The sequence below is a fragment of the Halomonas sp. RT37 genome (assembly GCF_040070525.1).
GTDB lineage: Bacteria > Pseudomonadota > Gammaproteobacteria > Pseudomonadales > Halomonadaceae > Halomonas > Halomonas litopenaei.
This window is the reverse complement of record NZ_CP098827.1, coordinates 1,616,085-1,640,468: the sequence shown is the minus strand read 5'-3', so window position 1 is coordinate 1,640,468 and position 24,384 is coordinate 1,616,085. Positions and strand designations below refer to the sequence as shown.

Genomic DNA, 24,384 nt, shown 5'->3' with positions numbered 1-24,384 from the left:
GGAGGCGAGATTCTCAACCCAGTGTGTCAGTATGGCAATCCAGTGCAAGATTCTTCCACGAAGTTGACTCGCTGCGCCGCCATGGTAGAACAACGCCTCCACCTGTCGAATGGATTCACCCTATGACCCGCCCCGCCGTCCGTTCCTCCCTGTTCCCTTCCCTGCTGGCGCTTGCCATCAGTGGACAGGCCGTCGCCGACGGCGGCCTGACCGACGCCGAGCGCGCGGCCAAGGAGGCGCGTATCGAGGCCCTGAAGGCTGAGCTCGCCAAGCTGGAAAATGAACTCGACGATGACGAGGCCCAGCGCGAGGGTGCACAGGCCGTGGCCGTCAGTAGCGCCGGCACTTCATCGACGGTCAACGCCGAAGCCCCCGACACCACCGGTCTGCCCGCCTCCGAGGAGATCGTTGCACGTGCCTCGGGCAAGCCCATCGAGGAGACCGTCGAGGAGCGTCGTCAGCTAGAGCAGGAGTCCGAGAGCAACCCGTTCTCGATCACCACCCACCGGCGCAACTACATCCTGCCGATCAGCTACAACACCAACCCGAATTCCGGCGCCTTTCGTGCCGGTGAAGACGATGCTGACATGGACAACACCGAACTCAAGTTTCAGTTCAGTGCCAAGTTCAACATCGCCGAGGACGTGCTGTTCGACAACGCCGACCTCTACTTCGCCTACACCCAGAAGAGCTGGTGGCAGGCCTACAACAGCGACGAGTCCTCGCCGTTTCGCGAGACCAACTACGAGCCTGAGTTCTTCATCGACTTCCAGAACGACACCACCCTGTGGGGCTGGACCAACGTCAACAACCGCATCTCGCTCAATCACCAGTCCAATGGCCGCTCGGACCCGCTGTCTCGCAGCTGGAACCGGGTCATCGGCACCACTTCCTGGATCAACGACGAGTGGGCGCTGGCAGTCTCGCCGTTCTGGCGCATCCCGGAAGACGATAGTGATGACGACAACCCCGACATCGAGGACTACGTGGGTTATGCCGACGTCACCGTGGCCCGGCAGATGTTCGATACCCACGAAGCCAGCCTGCTGATGCGCGGCAACCCCGACGAAGGCAACTACGGCACCCAGCTCGACTACTCCTGGCCGCTGTTCGGCAAGGTGCGTGGGCACGTGCAGTACTACTATGGCTACGGCGAGAGCCTTATCGACTACGACGAGCGCGTCAATCGCCTGGGTATCGGCTTCAGCATGAACCCGCTGTTCTCGGCGGGCGGCTTCAATCCGTGATGCCGGCGGCGGCCAATTGTGCTTCTTTGCACAGTCGGCCGCCGGCCATTGCCGTGACTGCTATTCTGATGCGAGCATGAACGGGTAAAGATTCATCTTTGGTACCGTTAATCCACCTGCGTCAAAGGAAGACACGATGGCTACACGAAGCTCCAGCACCACCGCCAGCAAGTCCAACGCCAAGAGCGCTGCAAGCGACGCGGACACCAGCAGCTCCAGCGCCTCCACCGAGCAACTCAGGGACGACCTCAAGCAGCTGTCGAGCACCCTCGAGGACCTGCTGAGCGCCACCGCCGACGACTCCAGCGAGACCGTCAAGGAATGGCGCAGCAAGGCAGAGGCGCGACTGAAGGACACCCGTGCTCGCCTCGAAGCCACTGGAGAGCGCGTCTACCGTCAGACCCGCGACAGCGTCACCGACCAGGTCGATGCCTGTGATCGCTACGTCCACGACAACCCCTGGAAGAGCATCGGCATCGGTGCTGCCGTCGGCTGCATCGTCGGTATGCTGATCGGGCGGCGCTGATGGCAGACAGCCAAGGACCGGCACAACGGCTATTCGGGGCGGGCAAGCGGGTCCTCTCGACCTTGATCGCCACCGGCGAGACGCGCCTGCGTCTCGCCGTTCTGGAACTCGAGGAAGAACGCGCTCGACTGGTAACCCTGGCCCTTTTGCTGGGGCTGAGCATGGTGCTGTTGATGCTCGGCATCGCCACCCTGACGGCCTTCGTCGTGGTCCTGTTCTGGAACTCCTTCCGGCTTACCGCCATCGCCGTATGCGCGGCGGTGCTTCTGGCAGGAGGCGTCGGGCTGGCCCTGGCGGCGATGCGCCTGGCACGTCGTCGCACGCTGCTGGTCAGCACCTTGAAGCACCTGGCCCTGGATCGAGAGCTTGCCGAAGAATCGATGCGGCCCGACGTCGATGAGCCACATCGTCGATGAGCCGCCATCTTTCTGCCGACACGTCAGGGAGCAATGCCATGAGCCGCGATGACCGCCGTGCGAGCCCCTCTCGCGCCGAGCGCAAGGCCGAACTCGAGGCCACCATCGAACAGCAGCGGCTGGACATCCTGCTGGCCTCGCGCCGTTTCCATCTTGCCGGAGAGCGCATCGACGCCGGCTGGCAGGCGCTTAGTCGCTATCGCACGCCGGCCCTGCTTGCCGCCGGCACGGCGCTGATTCCCGTGCTGCGCCACCCCGGCCGACTGGCTCGCTGGGGTCGCAAGCTGGTGGTGACCGGTCTCGCCATCCAGCGCGTCAGGCGCCTGGTCAAGCGCTGACAGGACACCGCCCCCTCACTGTCCGGCCCCTCTGCGCCCAGCCCCTCTACGCCCAGACCTTCAGCGCCCAGAACTTCAATCAAGAAAGGTTGTTGTTGCAGCGACTACCAAGACCGTATACAAAACAACGTCAATATCCCCTGGCGAACAACGCCATTCACTGCACAAAGCTGTGCTAAAGTCGTTGTTCTAGTTCATCAAATTCACGGGGCGAATTGCGATGCGGATGTTGTCGCTTTACAGCATCAAGGGGGGCGTGGGCAAGACGGCGTCGGCGGTCAATCTAGCCTGCGAAGCCGCCGCCTGTGGCCACAGGGTGCTGCTGTGGGACCTGGATCCCCAGGCGGCAACGACGTTCTATCTGAAGATCAAGCCCAAGATCCGCGGTGGCGTCGAGAAGCTGGTGAAAGGCAAGGCGGTCTTCAACAAGGTCATCCGCTCGACCAACGTGGATGGCCTCGATGTGCTGCCGGCCTCGCTGGACTCCCGCGAGATGGACCAGCTGCTCGAGCATCATGGCTCCAGTCATCTGCGTCAGATCCTCGGCAAGGTACGCGACGAGTACGATCTGGTCATCCTCGACTGCCCACCGACGCTGTCCCACATGTCCGAGAACATGTTCACCAGCGTCGACGCCCTGCTGGTACCGGTGGTGCCTTCAACCCTTTCGCTACGCACCCTGGAGCAACTCGAGACCTTCCTCGACGACCAGGACCTGGTCTGCCCGCTGTGGCCCTTCATCACCTTGGCCGATCGGCGCCGCACCATGCATCGCGAGGTGATGGAAAGCTTCGGCAAGCGCTGGCCGCTGCGGCTGTCCAGCGTCATCCCGGCGGCAAGTGCGGTGGAGCGCATGGGGCTTGAGCGCGCCCCAGTACGCCACTTTTCCCCCTATACCCCAGCGTGCCGCGCCTACGCCAGCCTGTGGAAAGAGATCGAACAGCGCCTGGCCTGACTGAACGGCCCGAGGCTTGTTCTCGGGCGCGCCCTCAGGGCCGCCCTGGGTCTTTTTCAGCGCTATTGCGGAGCCTTCATCAGTGTCACGGCCTCATTGATCCTGGCCTCGAGACGCTCCAGGCGCGGCTTGCGACATAGCGCCTGCACCCGTTTGAGGTTCTGCTCTGTCTGCGCCTCGTGGTGCGCGTGCAGCAGCATGAAGCCGCGTAGATGGCGAGGCGCGGTGGCCCTGGGTGAGGCCTGCTCGAGCGCTGCCTCCAGACGATCCAGGGTTTCTTCCTCGGTATGCAAGAGCGCCGCCGTGGTCAGCACGTCGCCCCTCACCAGGTCGTCGTGGAGATCGCCAAAGGCATCCTGAAAGGTCTTCAGCTCTTCCTCGAGCTCGGCGAAGACCTCGCCCTGTTCCCGCCAGGGACGCAGCAGGTAGCGCAGTCGCTTGCCGGTGATACGCGGCCGGTGCAGCGTCTCTTCTTCCTCGCGCCCTTTTACCGCGGCGAGCTCCTCAAGCCAGCCCTCACCAAGCCGGGCCAGCACCTGGGCCGACGCGTCACCAAACCGAGGCTCCTTGCCGGCCTTGTTGCTGCCTTTTTTCTTGTCCTTGTTCTTGTCCTTCTTCTTGCTGTCCTTGTCTTTGCCCTTGTCCTTGAGAGCGGCCTTGCCGGCAGCCTCGCGCAGGCGGGTGTCGAGCAGCGGAAACCCCGCCACACTGGCGTCGATGGAGGCGTACTCCTGTTCCACCTGCGCCGCCAGGCGCTCCCGCCACCAGCCGATGGCGCCACGCTCCGGCGCTCCCGTCGTCTCGGCCACACTATCGAGCCAGGCCAGCATCACCTCACCGTCACGAGCGTCGTTGGTGGCTCGCGCCAGCGCCGTCAACTGGCGCAACAATGCCTTGTCGATCGCAAACCCCGGCTGATCGCCAAACTCCTTGATGGTGCTGCGCAGGCGCCTCAAGGCCACCCGAAAGTCGTGCAGCCCTTCGCTGTCCTCGGGGTCCTGGATGCGCGGATAGGCCTGACGAGCCTCATCGAGCATCTCAAGGATGACGGCTTCAAGCACCGTCCCCAGCCGCCGTTGTCCCAGCGCCTTGGCCATACACTCTCTCCTGAACAAGAAATAGATGATGCATTCAAGCGTAGCGCAGAAACTCAGCGATCCGACAGTCCGCCGGCCAGGCGCATCAGGCGTACCGCCTCGGCGCGATAGCCGTAGCGGTCCTTGCCCTTGCTGGCCTCGGCCAGCGCGATAGCCTCATCCCACCCCCAGTCGCCCAGGTAGCGATCGTCACCCAGCAGCTGGCCGAAGCCTGCGATGGCGGCGGCGAAGGACGCCTCGCTGTCGGCTGTCGTCACGCCTGGCGAGATCGGCGTTTCGATCAGGCGGCTTTGCGACTCCCCCGGCACCTTGTAGCGCAGCGCCACATGCCCCAGCTCGTCATGCTGGCCCCCCGTCACTTGCTGTCCCTGCTGATAGCGAGATGGCCGGGTCAGGGCAGCGCTCGAGCCCACCGGGGCAATCTCGTAGAGCGCCGTCACCTGATGACCCGCACCGATATCGCCGGCATCGACGCGGTCGTTGCGGAAGTCCTCTCGCCTGAGCGCGCGGGTCTCGTAGCCGATCAAGCGGTACTCATGCACCCGCGCCGGATTGAATTCGACCTGCACCTTGACGTCGTTGGCGATGGGCTCGAGCGACGCCGCCAGTTGGTCCACCAGCACCTTCTGCGCCTCGGCCATACTGTCGATATAGGCGGCCTGGCCATTGCCATGCTGGGCCAGCGACTGCATCACGGCGTCGTCGAGATTGCCTCGGCCAAAGCCCAGCACCGACAGATACACGCCGCCCTCACGCCGGTCGGCGATAAAGCGCTCTAGCGCCTCGGGATCGCTCAGCCCCAGATTGAAGTCACCGTCGGTGGCCAGCAGCACCCGGGTCGTCTCGTCCTCGCCGTTCATCTGCCCCGCCAGCCGATAGGCCTGGCTCAGGCCGGCTTCGCCGGCGGTACCGCCGCTGGGCGCCAGGCTCTCGAGCGCTTGCATGATCTCCTCTGTGTTCGATGCCGCAGTCGGTGCCAGTGCCACCCCGGCGCTGCCGGCGTAGGTGACGATGGCGACCTCGTCGTCGTCATTCAGCTCACCCAGCAACAGCGACATGGAGCGCTTGAGCAAGGGCAGCTTGTCTGGCGAGCGCATCGAGCCGGAGGTGTCGATCAGCAGCACCAGGTTGACCGGCGAGCGGGGCCCAGGCGTGGCCGCCCTGCCCTGCAGCGCCACCCGCACCAGCTGACGCTCGGGATTCCACGGCGAGGCAAAGACGTCGACCATCGGGCGAAACGCCTCGGCGTCCGGCTGGGGGTAGTCGTAGCCGAAGTAGTTGATCATCTCCTCGATGCGCACCGCCTGGGGCGGCGGCAACTGCCCCTGCATCAGCGAAGAACGCACCACCGCGTAGCTTGCCGTGTCCACGTCCACCGAGAAGGTCGACACCGGCGTCTCGGCGGTCACCCTGACACTCGAGGCGTCGAACTCGGGATAGGCTTCCGAGGAGGCGGTGGGCATCTGGACCGAAGGTTCCGGGCTCGGCAAGGGCGCTATCCGTGCGACCTCCTGACTCGGCATCAGGCCGCGCATCTCCATCGATGTCGAAGGAGAGAGCGACGTCGATGGTGAAGAAGAGAGCGCGGGAGATCGCGACACAGAGAGCCTGGGAGCCTCGGCCAACTGAGTGACCTGCCCAGCAGACTTGCTTTCCGTCTCGACAGCCGTCACGACGGCCGTATCAAGGGGCATGTCACCGGCCATCTGGTCTGCCACCGGTCCTGTCTTGCTCGCCACAATCGCCAGACGTTCGCCCTCATTCGATTCAGGGGCAGCCTCGGGCTTGCTGGCAGCTTGGGGTGGCGAGACGGCCATCTCGGTATCCTGGCCCGACTCGGGCCCTGTCATGGCGTCGAAGTCCTGGCCCTGGGGCCACAGCAGGTAAAGCCCCAGTGACAGCGCCGCCAGCGAGGCGGCGGCAGCCACTGATGGTCGACGATGCAATGGGCGACGGTATGACGGGCTGTGGCTAAGCGATCGGTTCATGCTGGCATCCCTCCGGGGTGAACGCGGCCGCGACCTGATGTCGTCGCGACCTTCCCCCGAGAGACGTGGCTCGGAGTTGGACTCTTGGTCGGCGGCCTGACGTTGATCGAACCGGTCAAGCGCCGCCTTTAGATGCCCGGACTTCACCTCCGCCTCCGGCGCGGGTGCCGATGACAGGGCCCGTTCGAGGCGCTTCAGCTCATCACTCATCTTTACTCCTCCGCCTGGGCCAGCGCGCTCAATTGTCGTTTCACCTCGCTCATGCGCCAGGCCACGGTACCCTCTGAAACCTCCAGCACCTCGGCCACCTGCGCCTGGGTCATGCCTTCGCCCAGCGACAGCGCCACGGTGTCACGCAGCTCAGTCGACAGCGTCGCCATCGCCCTGGCGAGCCAGCGCTGTTCATCATCGCGCTGTCGATTGCGCCGATGTCGGTCTTGCTCCCAGGCCTCCCAGCCCTCGGCAGCCTTGCGCCGCGTGGCCTGCTGCCGGCGTCGATCGTGGGCGGCGTTGACCGCGACCCGATAGAGCCAGGTAGTAAAGGCGGCGCGCCCATCGAAGCGGATTAGCTTGTCGGGCAACGCAAGACAGATGTCCTGGGTCAGATCCTCGGCCTCGGCGCGGCTGCCAGTCAGCCGCCAGGCCAGCGCATAAAGCCGGTCGTAGTGGCGAGACAGCAGGCACGCGAAGTCCTCACGCTCGCCTCCGGCGGCGCCCTTCACCAGTTCTACATCCGTTGGCGCCCGGTTTTCGGGCTCTTGAATCGACAAGTGGCCGCTCCTCGCGGTCGGGCTCTCGGAAATACACATCAGCCCACAGGGGGGCAGCTACATGTAAAGACGTCGCTGGTAGCCGATTCCTTGGGCGGCTGAGAAAAAAAGTGGCGGACAGGCATCGCTTGAACAGGAAGCCTCCACGTCTGCAAACGGTAGTAGCACAAAAAGAGGCGGCCCGTAGGCCGCCTCCCCGCGATTTGCCACCTGGGCTTGCGCTCAGGTCCAGGACGCCAGGTACCGCGGCGTCCTGGCTTTGCTGCCTTGCGCTCCTCAGGAGGGCAGCGTACCGGCGCTCTTGTGGCGCCAGCGTTGCACGCCCCAGATCGCCGCGCCCAGTCCCAGGCCGATCAGATCGGTGACGAGGCCACCGGAGATCATCGCCAGAGCGGCTGCCCCCAGCACCACACGCTGGAGCAGATTCGCCGGAGCCGCCAGGAAATAGCCCTGAAGCGCCGCCGCCAGCAGATAGATGCCGATGCCGGCGGTGATCGCCACCCTCAGGATCGCCCACCAGGTCCCCTGCATCAGAAGCTCGGGGCTGTAGAAGAACATGAAGGGCACGATGAACGCCGCCAGGCCGAACTTGAACGAAGTGGCCGCGGTCTTCAGCGCATTGGTGTTGGAGATCGCCGCCGCCGCGTAGCCGGCCAGCGCCACCGGTGGCGTGATCGCCGACAGAACCGCGTAGTAGAACACGAAGAAGTGTGACACCAGCGGCGAGATGCCGATCTGCTGAAGCCCCGGCGCCACCACCGACGCCGCCACCGCGTAGGCCGCCGTGGTCGGCATGCCCATGCCAAGCAGAATCGAGATGCACATGGCGAAGAACAGCGCCAGGAAGTGGCTGGTGTCGGCCAGCCCCAGCAGCATGGAGGCAAAGCGCGCACCGACGCCGGTCAGCGAGATCACGCCGACGATGATGCCGGCACAGGCGCACACTGCGATCAAGGGCACCGACATTCGGGCCCCCAGTTCCAGCGCCCGCAGCAAGGCCTTGGGCCCCATCCAGTGCGGCGTCAGCCAGGACACCACGGCGGCGCTGGCCATCGCCAGGGTGCCGGCACGGATCACCGAATAGCCCATGAACAGGGTGGTGATCAGGATGATGATCGGCAGGAACAGATAGACCCGCTTGAGCATCTCGGTGACCAGCGGCAACTGGTCCTTGGGCAGACCCTGCATGCCGTCGCGGCGGGCTTCCAGGTCCACCATCAGATAGATGGCGAGGAAGTACAGCGCCGCCGGTATCAGCGCGGCGAAGGCGATCTCGGTATAGGGGATGCCGGTGATCTCGGCCATGATAAAGGCGCCGGCGCCCATGATCGGCGGCACGATCTGGCCACCGGTGGAAGCTGCCGCTTCGATGCCGCCCGCGCTGAGCGGATGGTAGCCCACCCGCTTCATCAACGGGATGGTCAGCGAGCCTGTGGCCACCACATTGCCCGCCGAGGTGCCGTTGATCATGCCCATCAGCCCCGAGGCGAACACCGCCACCTTGGCCGGGCCACCGCGCGAACGCCCGGCCACGGCGAAGGCGAAGTTGACGAAGTAGTCCCCGACCTTGGAGGCCTGCAGAAAGGCGGCGAAGGTGATGAACAGGATGATGTAGGTGGACGACACCGCGGTGGTCGGCCCCAGCACCCCGCTGTCGGTGTACAAGTAGGTGAAGAAGCGCTTGGCCGTGTAGCCGTCATGTTCGAGGATGCCCGGCAGGTAGGGCCCGGCAAAGGCGTAGAGCAGGAAGACACTGGTGATGGCGATCAGCGCCAGACCGGCGATACGCCGGGTCAGCTCCATGATCAACAGCACCCCACTGGCCGAGACCAGCAGTTCAGGCGTGCCCACCAGCGGAGTGCCCGCCGCCATGCGCCAGCGTCCCAGTACGAAGATCAGAAAGGCCGCCACCACCAGCGCCGATACCATCAGCGCCAGATCCGGCCAGTGAATGCGATCACCACGACTGGGAAAGCACCAGCTCGATACCACCCCCGCCACGCTGGCGATCGCCAGCGCCACCGCCAGATGCAGCGGCAGCCAGTTGGTCACCGCCACACCAGGGCCTTCACTCAGCCCCCACAGGGCCAGCGCGCAGGCACCCGCGTAGCCACTGGCGAGTGCCGTGATCAGCGCAGCGAGACGTTCGAGTCCTGCTGGCCTTGAGCCCTTGCCGGCCCCGCCTTCAGGGTCCACCGACATCGCTGCGGTGATGGCAAAGCCGACCATCAGTCCACCGGCGATGTGCAGAATGCGAAAGGTCCAGGTCTCGATCGGCGCGATATTCAGCGCGTAGAGGTGCATCGCGGTAAACAGCACGCAGCCGAGCATCACTGTCCTGCCGACCAGCCCGCCGAGGACGCGCTCGTTGTGGGCACGGGGCAGCTCGTCGGCGCCATCCGCCACCACCGTCTGAAGCGGAGCCACCTCGTCGGCGGGCTCCGGTTGTCTTGTCGTTGTCATCTCGCTGTACCTCAGGTCACGAGGGCCGAGGCCCTGGCGGACCCCGGCTCACGAGCTTCAAGGGCCGACCGTCTCAGACGGCCGGCGCCATAGCACTTCAGCCTTCCAGATCGTCCGGAATGTCGTAGCCGTTCTCCTCGAACCAGCGCACGGCGCCCGGATGCCAAGGCATGAAGCTGTTCTGGGAGAAGTTTTCCGGCAGCGTTTCCTTCGCCGAGCCATGGACCTTGAGCATGCGCTCATGCTCTTCCATCACGGCCTTGGTCACCTCGTAGACCAGCCCCTCCGGCATGTCCTTGTGGGTGATGGCGAAGTTCCAGATCGACACCGCCGGTGTCGGCTCGTCCAGCGACTGATAGGCGCTGGCCGGGATCGACGAGGCGCTGAGTGCCGGGAAGTCCTCAAGGAACTGCTCACTCTCCTCCGGCGAGAACGAGAAGATGTTGACGTCGGCCTGGGCTTCCAGCTGACTGAACGCCGATACCGGAATCCCCGAGGCGAAGGCGAACGCATCGAGCAGGCCATCCTGGACCTGACCGGCCTGGTCGGCAGCGCCGCCGTTGCGGGTATCTGCCTCGATCCCGAGCTTGTCGAAGATCTGCGGGAAATACAGATCGCCGGTACCACCGGCCGGCCCGATACCGACGGTCTTGCCGTCGAGGTCATCGATGGAGTCGATGCCCGAGTCCTCGAGCGCGATCACCTGCAGCGCCGTCTGGTACATCGGGAAGACCGCGCGCACGTCGGTGTGCTCGACCCCCGGAGCCAGCTTGCTGTTGCCCTGCCAGGCCTGGTAGGCCGGTCCCATGGTGACCATGCCGAACTCGTGCTCGCCCATCTGCACCATGGTGACGTTCTGTACCGGGCCACCGGTGACCTCGGCGCCGAACGAGATGCCGGTGCGCTCACCGACCAGGTTGCCCCAGCCGCTGCCGTAGATGTAGTAGGTGGCGCCCTGGCTACCGGTGCCGATGGTGACACTCTGGGGCCAGTCACTCTGGTCGTCGGCGGCCATGCTCGGACTCGCCGCCACCGCGGCGATCACTGCACTGAAAAGAAGGGTTTGGGATTTCATGGCGTTGCTCCTTGGCGTTGTGATTGTTACTGCCAAGCCTCTCGATGGGCTCGTGGAGCGGGGAGTCTCTGCTCGAAAGCCGAGCCTCCCCGAATCCCGCGTCGGTGTTTCGGCATCGATGCCATCCGACGGGGACAAGGTCATCGCCTCCTGCCCGCAGGGGGCAGGAAACGACGGGGATCTCAGACTCAGCCCTGGGCCTCGATGTCGGCGCAGATGGCCGCCGTCACGTCGCGGGTCATGGCGTCGCCGCCCAGGTCCTTGGTCTGCATGCCGGACTCGGTCAGGCGCTCGATGGCTGCCATCAGGCGCTCGGCGGCGGTGTTCTCGCCGAGGTATTCGAGCATCATCGCCGCGGTCCAGAACGAGCCCACCGGATTGGCGATCCCCTGGCCCGCGATATCGAAGGCAGAGCCATGGATCGGCTCGAACATGGAGGGGAAGCTGCGCTCGGGGTTGAGGTTGGCGGTAGGCGCAATACCCAGGCTGCCGGAAAGCGCTGCCGCAAGATCCGAGAGGATGTCGGCGTGCAGGTTGGTGGCGACCACCACATCCAGGGTCTCGGGCTTGAGCACCATGCGGGTGGTCACCGCATCGACCAGCTCACGATCGATCTCGACCTCGGGGAAGTCCTTGGCCACCTCGAAGAACACCTCGTCCCACAGCACCATGCCGTGACGCTGGGCGTTGGACTTGGTCACCAGGGTCAGCTTCTTGCGCGGGCGGCTCTGGGCCATCTCGAAGGCAAAGCGATGGATCCGCTCGATGCCCTTGCGCGAGAAGATGGAAAGCTCGGTGCCGATCTCGTCGGGCAGCCCCTGGTGCACGCGCCCGCCGTTGCCGGAGTATTCACCCTCGCTGTTCTCGCGGATGATCACCCAGTCGATCTTGTCGGCGCCCTCGAGACGACTCTTCACGCCCGGCAGCACCCGCGCCGGGCGCACATTGGCGTACTGATCGAAGCCCTGGCAGATGGCCAGGCGCAGATCCCACAGCGACACGTGGTCGGGCACGTCCTGGCTGCCCACGGCGCCAAAGTAGATGGCGTCGAACTTCGCGAGCTTCGCGAGGCCACCCTCGGGGATGTACTCGCCCTGTTCCAGATAGCGCTTCGAGCTCCAGTCGAAGTCCTCGAATTCGAAGTTGAAGTCGCCGCTCTTCTTGGCCAGCGCCTCGATGACCTGCTTGCCTGCCTCGATGACCTCAAGGCCGATACCGTCACCGGGAATCACCGCCACCTTATGCGTTCTCATCTGCTGTCACCTCACTGAAGATTCTGTAAACCGGAGGTCTTGCCGGGTTCACGAAGGCTAGGTGACAGGGACAATTGGCGGCAATAGACTGGCGGTTGAAGCTACCATGACGCCTGGGTTAACCATGAAATCGCTTGCCGACCTCGAATTCTTTGTCATCCTGTGTGAAGCGGGCAGCCTGTCGCGCACCGCAAAGGATCTCGACATCACCCCGGCTGCTGCCAGCAAGCGCTTGGCAAATCTGGAAAAATCTCTGGACACCCAGCTTTTTTACCGCACCCCGAGAGCCATGAGTCTGACCCCGGACGGGGTCGTCATGTTGCGCTACGCGAAGCGCATGCTGGCCGACATGGAAGCGCTTCACCATGCACTAAAGGTGAACGCCGACGAAGCCTCGGGACAGATAAGAATCAACGCCCCCTTCGGATTCGGTCGACGTCATATTGCTCCTTTCGTCGCATCTTTCGTCGAACAATTCCCCGATATCGACTGTCAGCTTCACCTCTCGGATCACCCGCTTAATCTGGTGGCAAATGCCTTCGATATCGGTATCCGATTCGGCACCCTTCCCGACTCGGGACTGCATGCCAGAAAGATCGCCTCCCACCGACGTCTGCTTTGTGCATCACCCGAATATCTGAAGAAACACGGGCATCCCGACACCCCGGAAGCATTGAGCGAACACAACTGCATCGTGCTCAGACAGAACGAGGACACCTACGGCAACTGGCGCTTCACCCGGGGAGAGCGTCACCATCAGGTCAAGGTCCGTGGCAACCTGTCGGCCAACGACGGCGAGAGCGTGCTGACCTGGGCCATTCGCGGCCACGGCATCGCCGTGCGCGCCGAGTGGGACGTGCACGAACATCTGGAGCAGGGACGCCTGGTACGGGTGCTGCCGGACTACCAGCTACCCAACGCCGACATCTACGCGGTCTACCCCTACGCCGATCACCTGCCGATCCGCATCCGCCGCTTTATCGACCACCTGGTCAGCGAGATGGAGGCCTTGCCGTCGCACGAGTAGGCAGGGGGGACGAAGCGTCTACACCGTCTGGCCGCAGGCCACGGCCGACGCCCAGGCCCACTGGAAGTTGTAGCCGCCGAGTTCGCCGGTGACATCGAGCACCTCGCCGATAAAACGAAGCTGGGGCAGGCCCTGGACTTCGAAGGTCTTCGACGAGATGGCGTCGACGCAGACGCCGCCCATGGTCACCTCGGCGGTGCGCCAGCCTTCGGTGCCGGAGGGCTTGATGCGAAAGCGGTTGAGGAAGTCCGCCCAGGCCGCAAGGCTTGCGTTGGAGCGCTCGGCGAGTACGCCGTCATCGCCCTGCCACTCCACCAGGGACTGCGCCAGGCGCTTGGGGTAGTGCTCGGACAGCCAGGTGGACAGGCGACGCTTGGGGGTATCGCGGCGGGCCTGACACAGCGCCTCGAAGGCGTCCTTGCCGGGCATCAGGTCGATCTCGAGGTCGTCGCCGGGCTGCCAGTAGCTGGAGATCTGCAGCATGGCGGGACCGGACAGCCCACGGTGGGTAAACAGCAAGGGTTCACGATACTCGCCCCCGCGACAGCGGGCGACGACGTCGGTGGACACCCCGGCAAGCGCCGCCGCCCGCTCCTTCCACTGCGAAGTGAGGGTAAAGGGCACCAGCGCCGCCCGGGTATCGGTGACCTCCAGGCCGAACTGACGGGCGATATCGTAGCCAAAGCCGGTGGCGCCCATGCTGGGGATCGACAGCCCACCGGTGGCGACGACCACTGCACCGGCATCGATGCGCCCGGCGGAGGTGGCCAGGCGCATGCCCTCGCCCTGGCGTTCGATGCGCTCGACACTGGTCTTCAGGCGTAGCTCGACGCCGGCCCAGTCGCATTCGGTCAGCAGCACCTGGAGCAGGTCCTTGGCGGAGTCAGCGCAGAACAACTGTCCCGGCGCCTTCTCGACGTACTCGAGGCCGTGGCGTTCGACCAGCTCGACGAAGTGCTCCGGGCGATAGCGCTTGAGCGCCGAGATGCAGAAGTGGGGATTGGCGGAGAAGAAGTTGGCCGGGGTCGTCGCCATATTGGTGAAGTTGCAGCGCCCGCCGCCGGACATCAGGATCTTCTTGCCCGGCTTGTTGGCGTGATCGATCACCAGCACCGAGCGTCCGGCGTAGCCCGCCGTCAGCGCACACATCAGACCGGCGGCTCCGGCACCAATCACTACCACGTCAACCTTCATGGATCATTCCCCTCACCGCCCGTTGTTCGCATCACGCCCTGGCGCCCTCGTCGGCAGCGCCTCACCCTGGGCTGGTCGCCATGTGCAAGCGCGCTGCCGAAACCCTTGGCGCAACAAAAGCCCGCCATACTAGCAGAGCCGTCCACTCGATTCGCCCTGAAACACCGTGGCATGCAACGGCCTGTTGTTACTCGGCGAACGACTTGCGAAAAGATTGTGCAACCCGCACCTTGCTCAAGCCAGCGAGGCCATGTCTCAGGCATGCTGTCGCTATCCTCGGACACTTGTGTACGACCATCGTATCCGATCGTTTACGCTGTGCGTCGGCCACGCCTCGAGCGCCGTCCACCGTAGAATGCCCAACGCAGGAAGCTTGCCATGCCGTCAGTTCGTTGCCCCAGGACCCTATCGCATCGCACGTCGAGACCAGGGAGGATGGGGGTTCGCCTGGCCCTGGCTCTGGTGTTGGCCCCGGTGCTGGCGGGTGTGGTGTCGCCCAGCCTGGCGCAGCAGCGCGGTGCCGGCACCCAGGGGCCTCCCCCCACCCCGGTGATCGCCGCCGAGGTGACCCAGGAGGCCTGGTCCGATCCGCTGGAGTCGCTGGGGACGCTGTCGGCCAACGAGAGCGTGACCCTGTCGGCCACGGTGACCGACACCGTCTCGGCGCTCAACTTCGAGGGCGGCGAAGAGGTCAGCCGTGGCGATGTGCTGGTGGAGCTGTCCGACATCGAGGAACGCGCCGCCCTGCGTGAGGCCCAGGCACTGCGCACCGAGCGACAGAACGCGGTCAATCGCTTCGCCCAACTCGAAAGCCGCAATCTGGCGCCCCGCGCCGACGTCGAGGACAGCCGTGCCCAGCTTCAGCAGGTGGACGCGACCATCGCCGGGCTCGAGGCGATGCTCGAGAACTACCGGGTCAAGGCGCCCTTCGACGGCGTGGTCGGGGTACGCGATATCAGCGTCGGCACCCTGGTCACCCCGGGCACCGAGCTGACCACCCTGGACGACGTCTCCCACATGAAGCTCGACTTCGACGTGCCCGAGGTCCAGCTCGGTTCGCTGTCACGGGGGCTCACGCTTACCGCCACCACCGCGGCCTACCCGGACCGGGTGTTCGAGGGCGAGATCGCCACCATCGACTCGCGCATCGACCCGATCAGCCGCAGCATCTCGGTGCGTGCCCTGCTCGACAACGAAGAGAGGCTGCTGCGTCCCGGCATGCTGATGCGGGTGACCATCGCCAGAAGCCCGCGTCAGGCGCTGGTGATTCCCGAGTCCGCGCTGGTCCCGGAAGGCCAGCGCCAGCGGGTCTGGGTACTGACCACGCGTGAGCCGACGTCGACCGAGGCCGGTGAGGTGGTCCGCCGGGATATCGAGGTAGGCTCGCGGCGCGAAGGCGACGTGGAAGTCGTCAAGGGACTCGAGGCCGGCGAGCTGGTGGTCACCCACGGCAATGACCGCCTGCATGAAGCCTCCCGGATCACGCTGATCGGCATCGAGGACGAGACCACCAGCGTCAGCGACATCCTGCTCGAGCAGCGCCAGGGAGACGACACCTGATGCGCCTGTCCGACGTTTCCGTCCAGCGCCCGGTGCTGGCCACCGTGCTCGCCGCCCTGATCGTCGCCTTCGGCCTGCTGGCGCTGACCCGTCTGCCGCTGCAGGAATACCCGACCATCGATCCGCCCATCGTCAGCATCCGTACCGCTTACCCCGGGGCGTCCGCCGACGTGGTCGAGACCCGTATCACCCAGGTACTGGAAGAGCGCATCGCCGGCATCGCCGGCATCGAGGTGATCTCCTCCACCTCCACCGACGGCAGCTCCAATATCAACGTCGAGTTCAGCCTGTCCACCGACATCGACGCCGCCGCCAATGACATGCGCGACCGTATTTCCGGCGCCGCCGACAATCTGCCGGACGAAGCCGACCCGCCGGAGGTGCGCAAGGAGGACACCAGCTCCGAGGTGGTGATGTGGCTGATGCTGTCCGGCGAGGGCTATACCACGGCGGAGCTGACCGACTACGCCGAGCGCTACCTGGTGGACAGCTTCTCGGTGCAGGAAGGCGTTTCCGGGGTGTTCGTCGGCGGCGCCAAGGAATACGCCATGCGGGTGTGGCTCGACAATGACGCCCTGGCCGCCCGCGGCCTGACCGTCAGCGACGTGGAGTCCGCGCTCCGGGCTGAAAACGTCGAGCTGCCCGGCGGCGCGGTGGAGTCACAGGATCGTCAGTTCATGGTGCGCCTGCCACGAAGCTTCTCGACCCCCGAGGACTTCCGCGCCCTGGTGCTCGATCGCGGCGAAGGCGGCTATCTGGTCCGGCTGGCCGACGTGGCCCAGGTGGAACTCGGCACCGTGGAGGAGCGCTCGCTGTTTCGCGGCAACGGCCAGACGGTGGTGGGCCTTGGCATGGTCAAGCAGTCCACCGCCAACGTCATGGCGCTGTCCAAGGCGGTGCGCGCCGAAATGCAACGGCTGTCCCCTCGCCTGCCGGACGGCATGAGCCTGTCACTCAACTACGACGCCTCCACCTTCGTGTCCGGCGCCATTCGCGAGGTGGTCAGCACCCTGTTGATCGCCATCGGCCTGGTGGTGGTGGCAATCTTCGTGTTCCTCGGCAACCTGCGCACCACCCTGGTGCCGGCGGTCACCGTGCCGGTCACCCTGATCGGCACCTTCGCCGCCCTGGCGGCCATGGGCTTCACCATCAACCTGCTGACCCTGCTGGCGCTGGTGCTGGCCATCGGCCTGGTGGTGGATGACGCCATCGTGGTGCTGGAGAACATTCATCGACGCATGCATCTGTATGGCGAGACACCGCTGGTGGCGGCCTTCCGCGGCGCCCGCCAGCTGGCCTTTGCGGTCATCGCCACCAGCCTTGTGCTGATCGCGGTGTTCGTGCCCCTGAGCTTTATTCAGGGCGACGTCGGCAAGCTGTTCACCGAGTTTGCCCTGACCCTGTCGGCGGCGGTGGCCATCTCCACCCTGCTGGCGCTGACCCTGACCCCGATGATGGCCTCCAAGATCCTGTCGCCAAGCCTTCACGAGGGGCGCCTGGCCCACTGGGTCGACCAGGGGCTGAACTGGGCCCAGGGCGTCTACCGGGCTTGCCTGGAGGTCGTGCTCAAGGCGCGCTGGCTGGTGGTAGCCTGCTTTGTGGCGATGCTGGCCGGGATCGCCTGGCTGTATCCTCAACTGCCGGCCGAGTACACCCCGCGGGAAGACCGCGGCACCTTCTTCGTCATCATCAGCGGCCCGCCCGGCGCCACCTTCTCCTATATGGAGGACTACATGGACGAGGTCGAGGCGCGGCTGTTGCCCCTGCGCGAGACCGGCGAGGTCGAACGGGTGCTGATCATCGCTCCCCAGGGACGCGGCAACACCGAGAACTTCAACTCCGGTTTCGCCATCGTCGGCCTGTCGGACTGGGCCGAGCGCCGGCCCGCCTGGCCGATCATGAACGAGGTGCGCCAGTCACTGGCCGACCTGCCCGGCATCCGAGCCTTCCCGGTGATGCGCCAGGGCTTCGGCGGCGGCACCGAACAGGGCGTACAGTTCGTGCTTGGCGGGGGCAGCTACGAGCAGCTGGTGACCTGGCGCGACGCCCTGATGGACCATATTCGCCAGACCAATCCGAGACTGTTGAACCTCGAGAGCGACTACGAGGAAAACCAGCCCCAGCTCAACGTCAATATCGACTACACCCGCGCCGCGGATCTCGGCGTCACCGTCAGCGAGATCGGCCGCACCCTGGAGACACTGCTGGGTGGCCGCACCGTGACCCGCTTCACCGACCAGGGCGAAGAATACGACGTCATCCTCGAGGGCGAGCGTGGCTCCACCCCCACGCCGAGTTCCCTGGACAACGTGCGGGTGCGCTCGGACCGCACCGGTGAGCTGATCCCGCTGTCGAGCCTGGTCACCGTCGAGGCCTTCGCCGGGCCCAGCCAGCTCAACCGCTATAACCGCCTTCGGGCGATCACCCTGCAGGCCGATCTGGCCGACGGCTACTCCATGGGCGAGGCGCTGGACTACCTCGAGAACGCCGTCAGTGAGGTGTTGCCGGCGGGCGTGCAGACCGACGTCAAGGGCGCGGCCCGGGACTATCGCGAGTCCACCGGCGCCACCACCTTCCTGCTGGTACTCGGCACCCTGGTGGTCTTCCTGGTGCTGGCGGCCCAGTTCGAGAGCTTCGTCCATCCGCTGGTGATCATGCTGACGGTGCCCCTGGCCATCGGCGGCGCCCTGCTCGGCCTGTGGCTGACCGGTCAGTCGCTGAATATCTATAGCCAGGTGGGCCTGGTCATGCTGGTGGGGCTCGCCGCCAAGAACGGCATTCTGATCGTCGAGTTCGCCAACCAGCTAAGAGACGAAGGCACCGAGTTCCGCGAGGCGCTGATGCGTGCGGCCATGACCCGCCTGCGTCCCATCGTGATGACCTCGGTCACCACCATCGCCGGCAGCGTGCCCTTGATCCTGTCCAGCGGCGCCGGCGCCGAGACGCGCATCGTCATCGGCACGGTGATCTTCACCGGCGTCGCCGCCGCCACCTTCTTTACGCTGTTCGTGGTACCGGTGGCCTACGATCTGATGGCACGGCGCACCGGCTCGCCCGGCGACGTGGCGCGCAAGCTGGAGCGAGAGATGGAACAGTCGCCGGACGCCCACTGAACCGTTGTCCTGGAAACCAGCGTCTTAAAAATCTGCGTCTTAAAAACCTGCGTTCTCCAGGCAGTCGGCCAGGTTCTCCAGCGCCGGGACACCCTGGACGTCGGTGGCGAGCCAGGGCACCCGCGGACGCGGCAGGTGGGCGAAGGTCGTATCGATACGCGCAAGGTAGGTCTCTTCCTGCACGCGGCGGGCGGCAAGAAAGTCGCCGTCCGCCTCTACCGGAAGTACGCGGTTGACCAGGGTGGCGGCAACGGGAATCCCCGCCTCTTCCAGTGACGCCACGGCACGGGCGGTCTCGAGGATCGGCAGGCGCTCCGGCGTCAGCACGAACAGGAAGCCATTGTGACTTGCGTCCTGGATGCGCCGGCGGGCCTGGTGAAACAGCCGCCGTCGCGCCAGCAGGGTCTCGGCGATATCCCGGGTGCGCGGGTCCTGATCCCGGGACGCTGCCCCGTCGTCCGACTCGAAGGGCGAGGTCACGTCGCGGCGTGATCCCGGGGTCAGATGGGCCAGCACCTTGCCCAGATGCTCGGACTTGCGGCTGTGGGCGAGCAAGCCGTCGGTCCAGGCGGCCATCGCCTCGGGCAGGCTCAACAAACGCAGCGTATGACCGGTGGGCGCGGTGTCGAACAGCACCAGATCGTAGGGCAGGCTGTCGTCGGTCATCAGCCGCGACAGTCGCTCCAGCAGCGCCGCTTCCTGGGTTCCCGGCGACTGCCTCGACAGGCGCATCTGACGTTCCAGCTCATCCATCATGGCAGGCGCCGCATAGCGCCGCATCTGGGCGGTCACCCGCGCCAGATGCGCCTCGACCTCGCGATCAGGATCGATCTCCATGGCGTCCAGCCCGGGCAATAGCCGCCGCGGGGTATCCCCGAGTTCACTGGCAAAGACGTCGCCCAGGCTATGGGCGGGGTCGGTGGAGGCCACCAGCACGCGCTTGCCTCGGCGTGCCGCCAGCACGCCCAGCGCCGCCGACATCGAGGTCTTGCCGACGCCGCCCTTGCCGCCGACCCACAGTCGGCGACGATCCAGCAGTTCCTTCATGGTCTTCCCTTGTCCATTCTGGTCCCTTGTCAGCCCTGCCCTTGTCACCCCGGCACAGCGTTACCCCCTGTCCAGCGCACGCTCGGTCCCGGCAATGGTTGCTAGAGGGTGTCGTGATGGTCCTCCGCCTCCGGTTCAGCAGCAGCGGAAGTCGTCCAGCGGTGAGCGCTCCATGCCCATGCGCTGGTGCCAGTCATGGAACCGTTCCATCAACAGTGGCTGAAGCTCCAGGGTGTAGTAGCCCACCGGATTGGGCATGCCCATCAGTTCCGAGAACACCAGCAGCATGAACAGGTCGTCCTCGTCGCGCCGGGCGCGGGCGATGGCGCCGCGATACGGCGCCGAGTAGGACTCCTCGGCGAAGTGGCGCGCCGACGACAACCAGCGACGCCACTTGGCCAGTCCCTCGTCGTGATCGCTCACGGCGCCTCCCCGCGCACCTCATGGCGCAGCCGCTTGAGCGCCGAGGCGCACTCCATCGCCACCAGCACCGAGGCGATCAGCACCACGATATCGAGCGCCAGCAGGAAGTAGTTGCCTGCCACGAAGAAGCTCTTGAGCTGGGCCAGCAGCGCCAGCACCGTGACGATCAGCAGGAACACCAGGGGAATCAGGGTGTAATAGACCGGGCGATGGTTGCGCATCAGCATCACCGTGACCACCAGCAGGGTCAGGCCGGCCAGCAGCTGGTTGGTGGTGCCGAACAGCGGCCAGATGATCAGGCCACCGGAACCGTCTGCCCCAGCGCCGAAGGCCAGCACCAGGCACGACAGCACCGCCAGCAGGGTCGCCACCGCCGGCTTCTTCATCCACGGCTGGTCGTAGATCTCACCCCACTCCTGGAAGATGTAGCGCTGCAGGCGCAGGCCGGTATCCATGGTGGTGCCGGCGAACAGTGCCGCCATCACCGTGAGCAGGGTCGCGGCGGTGGCCTGGGGCAGGCCGATGCCGTTGTGGATGATGAAGGCACCGCCCTCGACGAAGGCGTTGACCCCACCCTTGCCGAAGGCGTCGTACATGGCCTGCCAGTCGCCGAGGGTGGCGAAGCCAGCGGTGGCCGCCAGGATCGACCCCAGCGCCAGCATGCCCTCGCCCACCGCGCCGAAGTAGCCGACGAAGCGCACGTCGGTCTCGCGATCCAGCTGCTTGGAGGTGGTGCCGGAAGACACCAGACCATGGAAACCGGAAATCGCGCCGCAGGCGATGGTCACGAACAACAGCGGGAACAGCGACGGCGTGCCCTCGGGTACATCGCTGTTGAAGCCAGGCGCCACGATGTCCGGGTTCAACAGCGCCAGGGCGCCATAGAGGATGATCAGGCCGATGAACAGCTGCAGGCCGTTGATGTAGTCGCGCGGCTGCAGCAGCATCCACACCGGCAGCAGCGAGGCGATGGCGGCATAGCCGAACAGCAGGAGGATCCACACCGCCTGACCGGACAGCACGCCGACCTCGGTGGGCATCTGGATCGGCACCGCCGGCCCGATGCCGATCAGGGCGTAGAGCGCCACCACACCGATCACCGATACCAGGCCAAGGCCGATGATCCGGCGATAGATCAACTGACCGATGACCAGCGCCACCAGGATGGCGCCCCATACCGGGATGACCGCCGAGGGGAACTTCATCATCAGGCCGGCGATGACCACGGCAAAGACCGCGTTGACCATCAGCAGCAGCAGGAAGATCACGATCATGAAGATGCTGCGGGCGCGGGTGCCGACCACTTCCCCGGTGAGCGCGCCCACCGACTTGGCCTTGTTGCGCACGCTGGCCCAGATCGCGCCGGCGTCATGAACCCCGGCGAAGAAGATGGTGCCGAAGATGACCCACAGGAAGGCCGGTACCCAGCCCCAGATGACCGCGATGGCCGGGCCGACGATGGGTGCCGCTCCGGCCACCGAGGTGAAGTGGTGGCCCCACAGCACGTAGCGGTTGGTCGGCACGAAGTCGACGCCATCTTCGAACTCGTGGGCGGGGGTGACGAAGTCCCTGGACAGCTTCAAGATCTTCTCGGCGATGAACTTCGAGTAGATGAAGTACCCGAGGGCCATGGCGGCCAACCCCAGGACCAACACGATGACTGCACTCATGAGCGACTCCCTTGCGGCAGGTTATTGGTAACGGCCTTGCGTCGAGGGTCCCTTCCTGAAAGCACAGCACCCGTAGCCACCAGGCTCTCCTCGACGTCCTACCCCCTGCTTGACAGCTTTGTTTTTATTGGAAAAACAGCATCCTGGATATCCGCCAGAACGTGGACCGAGATCAACTATCGTTGCTGGATCTGGCCTGGGGTTCGCCCGGTCCAGGCCAGAAGAAGGGATTGTGGGCCACCTCCCAGAGGTGCCCGTCAGGGTCGGCAAAGTAGCCGGAGTAGCCGCCCCAGAAGGCCTTCTGCCCAGGCTTGAGCAGGTTCCCGCCCGCTCGTCTGGCCTGGATCAGCACCGCGTCCACTTCTTCGGGGTCCTCGGCCATGTAGGCCAGGGTCACGCCGCGAAAGCCCTCGCCACCGGCGTTGACCATCAGGTCATCGGCCAGATCGTGCCAGCCGTACAAGGCAAGCCAGGTACCCTGCAGCGAAAAGAAGGCGATCCTGGGGGCGCTGTCCTCCAGGCGTGGCCAGCCAAGCCCCTGTTGATAGAAGTCGATGGCCCGTTCGAGCGAGTGAACACCGAGGGTGATCATTCCGATACGCGGCTTGGGCGCGCGGGGTTCGACCTTTGCCATCTGGCCCTCCTGACGCTTTGGCGTACGACAGCTATTGCTGAGAGCCTAGACGGGAAAACTCTGATGCTGGAGATACAAAAAACCCGCCGTGTCGAAACGACACAGCGGGTATCAAGGTGGTTAAGCTTTTTCGTCGGCGGCGTAGGCGATCGTCAGGTGTCGCGATCCTATGGGTCTGAGGCACGCGCGCACTGACCGGGGTCTAGTCTAGCCTGACTAGATTTGACCTGGCCTCGCCTCGCCTCGCACCCGCCGTCGACAATCGCAGTCACCTTTCAGACAAGCCTCGGGCTTTCTTCGGAAGGTCGGCGAGCACCGGCACTTTTCGCGCAAGCCTTCCGCTTTATCCTTGGCCTTCGACAACCAGCTTATAGTCCAGGGTCGGATTCAGCGGGCAGGAGTAGACGTATTCACCGGGCTCCAGGCTGACGGCGAAATCCCCGGTCTGGCCGGTGCCGAGGCCACCGCCGGATACGCTGGGTAGCCGAGCGCGGTTGAGCAGGCCGTCGCCACGCAGCCAGAAACCCAGGTCATAGGGCACGCCCTCGTTCTTGACCCGGAACACATAGTCTCCGGTGGGCACTTTCAGCACCCTGGCCTCTGCCAGCCGCGCCTCACCGGTGTCGTCGTTGAAGGCCTCGCAGTCGGCCTTGCTCTGCGGGTGAATGCCGTGATCGGTGCCGTTCTCGCTTTCCAGAAACTGACAGCCGACCTGGGTCAACTCGATGACGGTTGCCTGACCGGAGGACGTGTCGGCTGCCTGGGCTTGCTGTGAATGGGCCGGCGCGACCCAGCCCAGTGCCCCCACCAGGCCGAAGGCCAGGGCCCAGCTCGCCCACCCCACCGTCTGGCCTTTCTCTCCATCCGCTTGCATGTTCGCCACCCTCCTTTGCATGATGATGCCTGGTCTGGTCATGGCGCCGACATTGCTGTGTTCACACCTGTATCTATCGCTACGTTAGAAGCAAGGTCGGGGCCTACCTGTCGTTGTCGCTATCGTTACGTCAGGCCTTACGACCGAGTGCAAGGACGGCAAAGCGTTGGCGTCGAACACGGAAGATCGGCCGCCATGGATGCCACAGCGACTATGCTGAGAAAATCCCGTCACGCTGCATCGCGACGTGAGTCCCGCCGTCCCCGACAAGGAGATTCAAGATGCTCGAGCAGATTCCCCACCCGGCCGAACACGTGGTCGCCATCCGCGCCGGCGGTACCGTGACCGCGCAGGAACTCCAGCAAGCCATCGATCTGATCGAAATGACCAAGAAGCGCTGCCCCAAGGTCAGCCTGGTGGCGGAACTCGATAACCTGCGATGGATGACCCTGACCGCGCTGCTACGTGACCTGGGCTATGGCCTGACCCAGATCGGCGAGCTTGACCACTACCATCGCGCCGCGGTGATCACCGACAAGGAGTGGATCAAGCACATCGCCCATCTCGAGGACAAGCTGGTCAGGAAGATCGAGATCCGCACCTTCTCCCACAAGGAGCACAGCGCGGCCATGGAGTGGGTGGCCGAACTGCCCGAAGCAGCCACCGATGACGCCGATGAAGAGCCCGAGCAAAAGGGCTACCACGGGGCCTGAC

At 65.1% G+C, this 24,384-nt stretch carries 21 protein-coding genes; 9 read left to right on the top strand and 12 right to left on the bottom strand.

Going from position 1 to position 24,384, the window contains the following annotated elements; genetic code table 11:
* Positions 1 to 122 precede the first annotated feature (122 nt).
* The 5 genes from NFG58_RS07100 (at position 123) to NFG58_RS07080 (ending at position 3,482) form a co-directional block, all read left to right on the top strand.
* Positions 123 to 1,247, top strand: a complete 1,125-nt coding sequence (locus NFG58_RS07100; RefSeq protein ID WP_108132605.1) for a phospholipase A — start codon at positions 123 to 125, stop codon at positions 1,245 to 1,247.
* Positions 1,248 to 1,383: 136 nt separating this feature from the next.
* On the top strand, positions 1,384 to 1,773 hold the full coding sequence (locus NFG58_RS07095; protein WP_045993309.1) for a YqjD family protein: 390 nt from the start codon (positions 1,384 to 1,386) through the stop codon (positions 1,771 to 1,773).
* The gene (locus NFG58_RS07090) at positions 1,773 to 2,189 is read left to right on the top strand and encodes a phage holin family protein (RefSeq protein ID WP_045993310.1); all 417 of its coding nucleotides are present in this window, start codon (positions 1,773 to 1,775) and stop codon (positions 2,187 to 2,189) included. Before NFG58_RS07095 ends, NFG58_RS07090 begins: the two co-directional genes overlap by 1 nt.
* 38 nt (positions 2,190 to 2,227) lie before the next feature.
* A complete protein-coding gene (locus NFG58_RS07085) occupies positions 2,228 to 2,527 on the top strand; it encodes a YqjK-like family protein (RefSeq protein WP_045993311.1) in 300 nt (99 codons plus the stop codon).
* 220 nt (positions 2,528 to 2,747) lie between these two features.
* Complete coding sequence (locus NFG58_RS07080) at positions 2,748 to 3,482, top strand: ParA family protein (RefSeq protein ID WP_348827863.1); 735 nt, start codon at positions 2,748 to 2,750, stop codon at positions 3,480 to 3,482.
* A 62-nt stretch (positions 3,483 to 3,544) separates the two neighbouring features.
* On the opposite strand, the gene NFG58_RS07075 is transcribed toward NFG58_RS07080, so the two are convergent.
* The 6 genes from NFG58_RS07075 to NFG58_RS07050 all read right to left on the bottom strand — a co-directional run bounded on the left by NFG58_RS07075 (position 3,545) and on the right by NFG58_RS07050 (position 12,128).
* Positions 3,545 to 4,579 carry a CHAD domain-containing protein gene (locus tag NFG58_RS07075; protein ID WP_124804310.1) on the bottom strand — a complete coding sequence of 345 codons (1,035 nt, stop codon included), beginning with the start codon at positions 4,577 to 4,579 and terminating at the stop codon, positions 3,545 to 3,547.
* Positions 4,580 to 4,632: 53 nt separating this feature from the next.
* Positions 4,633 to 6,567: a VWA domain-containing protein gene (locus tag NFG58_RS07070; RefSeq protein WP_213230629.1), complete on the bottom strand. Its 1,935-nt coding sequence runs from the start codon at positions 6,565 to 6,567 to the stop codon at positions 4,633 to 4,635.
* A 212-nt stretch (positions 6,568 to 6,779) separates the two neighbouring features.
* Positions 6,780 to 7,337 carry an RNA polymerase sigma factor gene (locus NFG58_RS07065; protein ID WP_348827862.1) on the bottom strand — a complete coding sequence of 186 codons (558 nt, stop codon included), beginning with the start codon at positions 7,335 to 7,337 and terminating at the stop codon, positions 6,780 to 6,782.
* A gap of 276 nt (positions 7,338 to 7,613) precedes the next feature.
* Positions 7,614 to 9,668, bottom strand: a complete 2,055-nt coding sequence (locus NFG58_RS07060) for a TRAP transporter fused permease subunit (RefSeq protein ID WP_157033064.1) — start codon at positions 9,666 to 9,668, stop codon at positions 7,614 to 7,616.
* 229 nt (positions 9,669 to 9,897) lie between these two features.
* Entirely contained in the window at positions 9,898 to 10,875 is a 978-nt protein-coding gene (locus NFG58_RS07055; protein WP_045993315.1) for a TAXI family TRAP transporter solute-binding subunit, read from the bottom strand.
* 188 nt (positions 10,876 to 11,063) lie between these two features.
* Positions 11,064 to 12,128: a tartrate dehydrogenase gene (locus NFG58_RS07050; RefSeq protein WP_045993316.1), complete on the bottom strand. Its 1,065-nt coding sequence runs from the start codon at positions 12,126 to 12,128 to the stop codon at positions 11,064 to 11,066.
* A gap of 124 nt (positions 12,129 to 12,252) precedes the next feature.
* Here NFG58_RS07050 and NFG58_RS07045 point away from each other — a divergent pair, with 124 nt between their 5' ends.
* Positions 12,253 to 13,155 carry a LysR family transcriptional regulator gene (locus tag NFG58_RS07045; RefSeq protein ID WP_108132603.1) on the top strand — a complete coding sequence of 301 codons (903 nt, stop codon included), beginning with the start codon at positions 12,253 to 12,255 and terminating at the stop codon, positions 13,153 to 13,155.
* Positions 13,156 to 13,173: 18 nt separating this feature from the next.
* Here NFG58_RS07045 and NFG58_RS07040 read toward each other — a convergent pair whose 3' ends face one another.
* Positions 13,174 to 14,349: an NAD(P)/FAD-dependent oxidoreductase gene (locus NFG58_RS07040; RefSeq protein WP_348827861.1), complete on the bottom strand. Its 1,176-nt coding sequence runs from the start codon at positions 14,347 to 14,349 to the stop codon at positions 13,174 to 13,176.
* Positions 14,350 to 14,784: 435 nt separating this feature from the next.
* On the opposite strand from NFG58_RS07040, the gene NFG58_RS07035 reads away from it, so the two are divergent.
* Both NFG58_RS07035 and NFG58_RS07030 read left to right on the top strand, forming a co-directional pair.
* Positions 14,785 to 15,909 (top strand): efflux RND transporter periplasmic adaptor subunit, encoded by a 1,125-nt coding sequence (locus NFG58_RS07035; protein WP_348827860.1) that lies wholly within the window; start codon positions 14,785 to 14,787, stop codon positions 15,907 to 15,909.
* Entirely contained in the window at positions 15,909 to 19,022 is a 3,114-nt protein-coding gene (locus tag NFG58_RS07030) for an efflux RND transporter permease subunit (protein WP_348827859.1), read from the top strand. Before NFG58_RS07035 ends, NFG58_RS07030 begins: the two co-directional genes overlap by 1 nt.
* Before the next feature lie 39 nt (positions 19,023 to 19,061).
* Here NFG58_RS07030 and NFG58_RS07025 read toward each other — a convergent pair whose 3' ends face one another.
* From NFG58_RS07025 to NFG58_RS07005, 5 genes are all read right to left on the bottom strand, one after another.
* Positions 19,062 to 20,069, bottom strand: coding sequence for a TRC40/GET3/ArsA family transport-energizing ATPase (locus NFG58_RS07025; protein WP_348827858.1), 1,008 nt, complete (start codon positions 20,067 to 20,069; stop codon positions 19,062 to 19,064).
* A gap of 135 nt (positions 20,070 to 20,204) precedes the next feature.
* Positions 20,205 to 20,471 (bottom strand): cory-CC-star protein, encoded by a 267-nt coding sequence (locus NFG58_RS07020; RefSeq protein WP_045993347.1) that lies wholly within the window; start codon positions 20,469 to 20,471, stop codon positions 20,205 to 20,207.
* A 17-nt stretch (positions 20,472 to 20,488) separates the two neighbouring features.
* Complete coding sequence (locus tag NFG58_RS07015) at positions 20,489 to 22,162, bottom strand: carbon starvation protein A (protein WP_287164760.1); 1,674 nt, start codon at positions 22,160 to 22,162, stop codon at positions 20,489 to 20,491.
* 172 nt (positions 22,163 to 22,334) lie between these two features.
* Positions 22,335 to 22,796 carry a VOC family protein gene (locus NFG58_RS07010; RefSeq protein WP_287164759.1) on the bottom strand — a complete coding sequence of 154 codons (462 nt, stop codon included), beginning with the start codon at positions 22,794 to 22,796 and terminating at the stop codon, positions 22,335 to 22,337.
* 343 nt (positions 22,797 to 23,139) lie between these two features.
* Positions 23,140 to 23,670, bottom strand: a complete 531-nt coding sequence (locus NFG58_RS07005; RefSeq protein WP_287164757.1) for a hypothetical protein — start codon at positions 23,668 to 23,670, stop codon at positions 23,140 to 23,142.
* 281 nt (positions 23,671 to 23,951) lie between these two features.
* On the opposite strand from NFG58_RS07005, the gene NFG58_RS07000 reads away from it, so the two are divergent.
* Positions 23,952 to 24,383: an STAS/SEC14 domain-containing protein gene (locus NFG58_RS07000; RefSeq protein ID WP_045993324.1), complete on the top strand. Its 432-nt coding sequence runs from the start codon at positions 23,952 to 23,954 to the stop codon at positions 24,381 to 24,383.
* The last annotated feature ends 1 nt before the right edge of the window (position 24,384 follow it).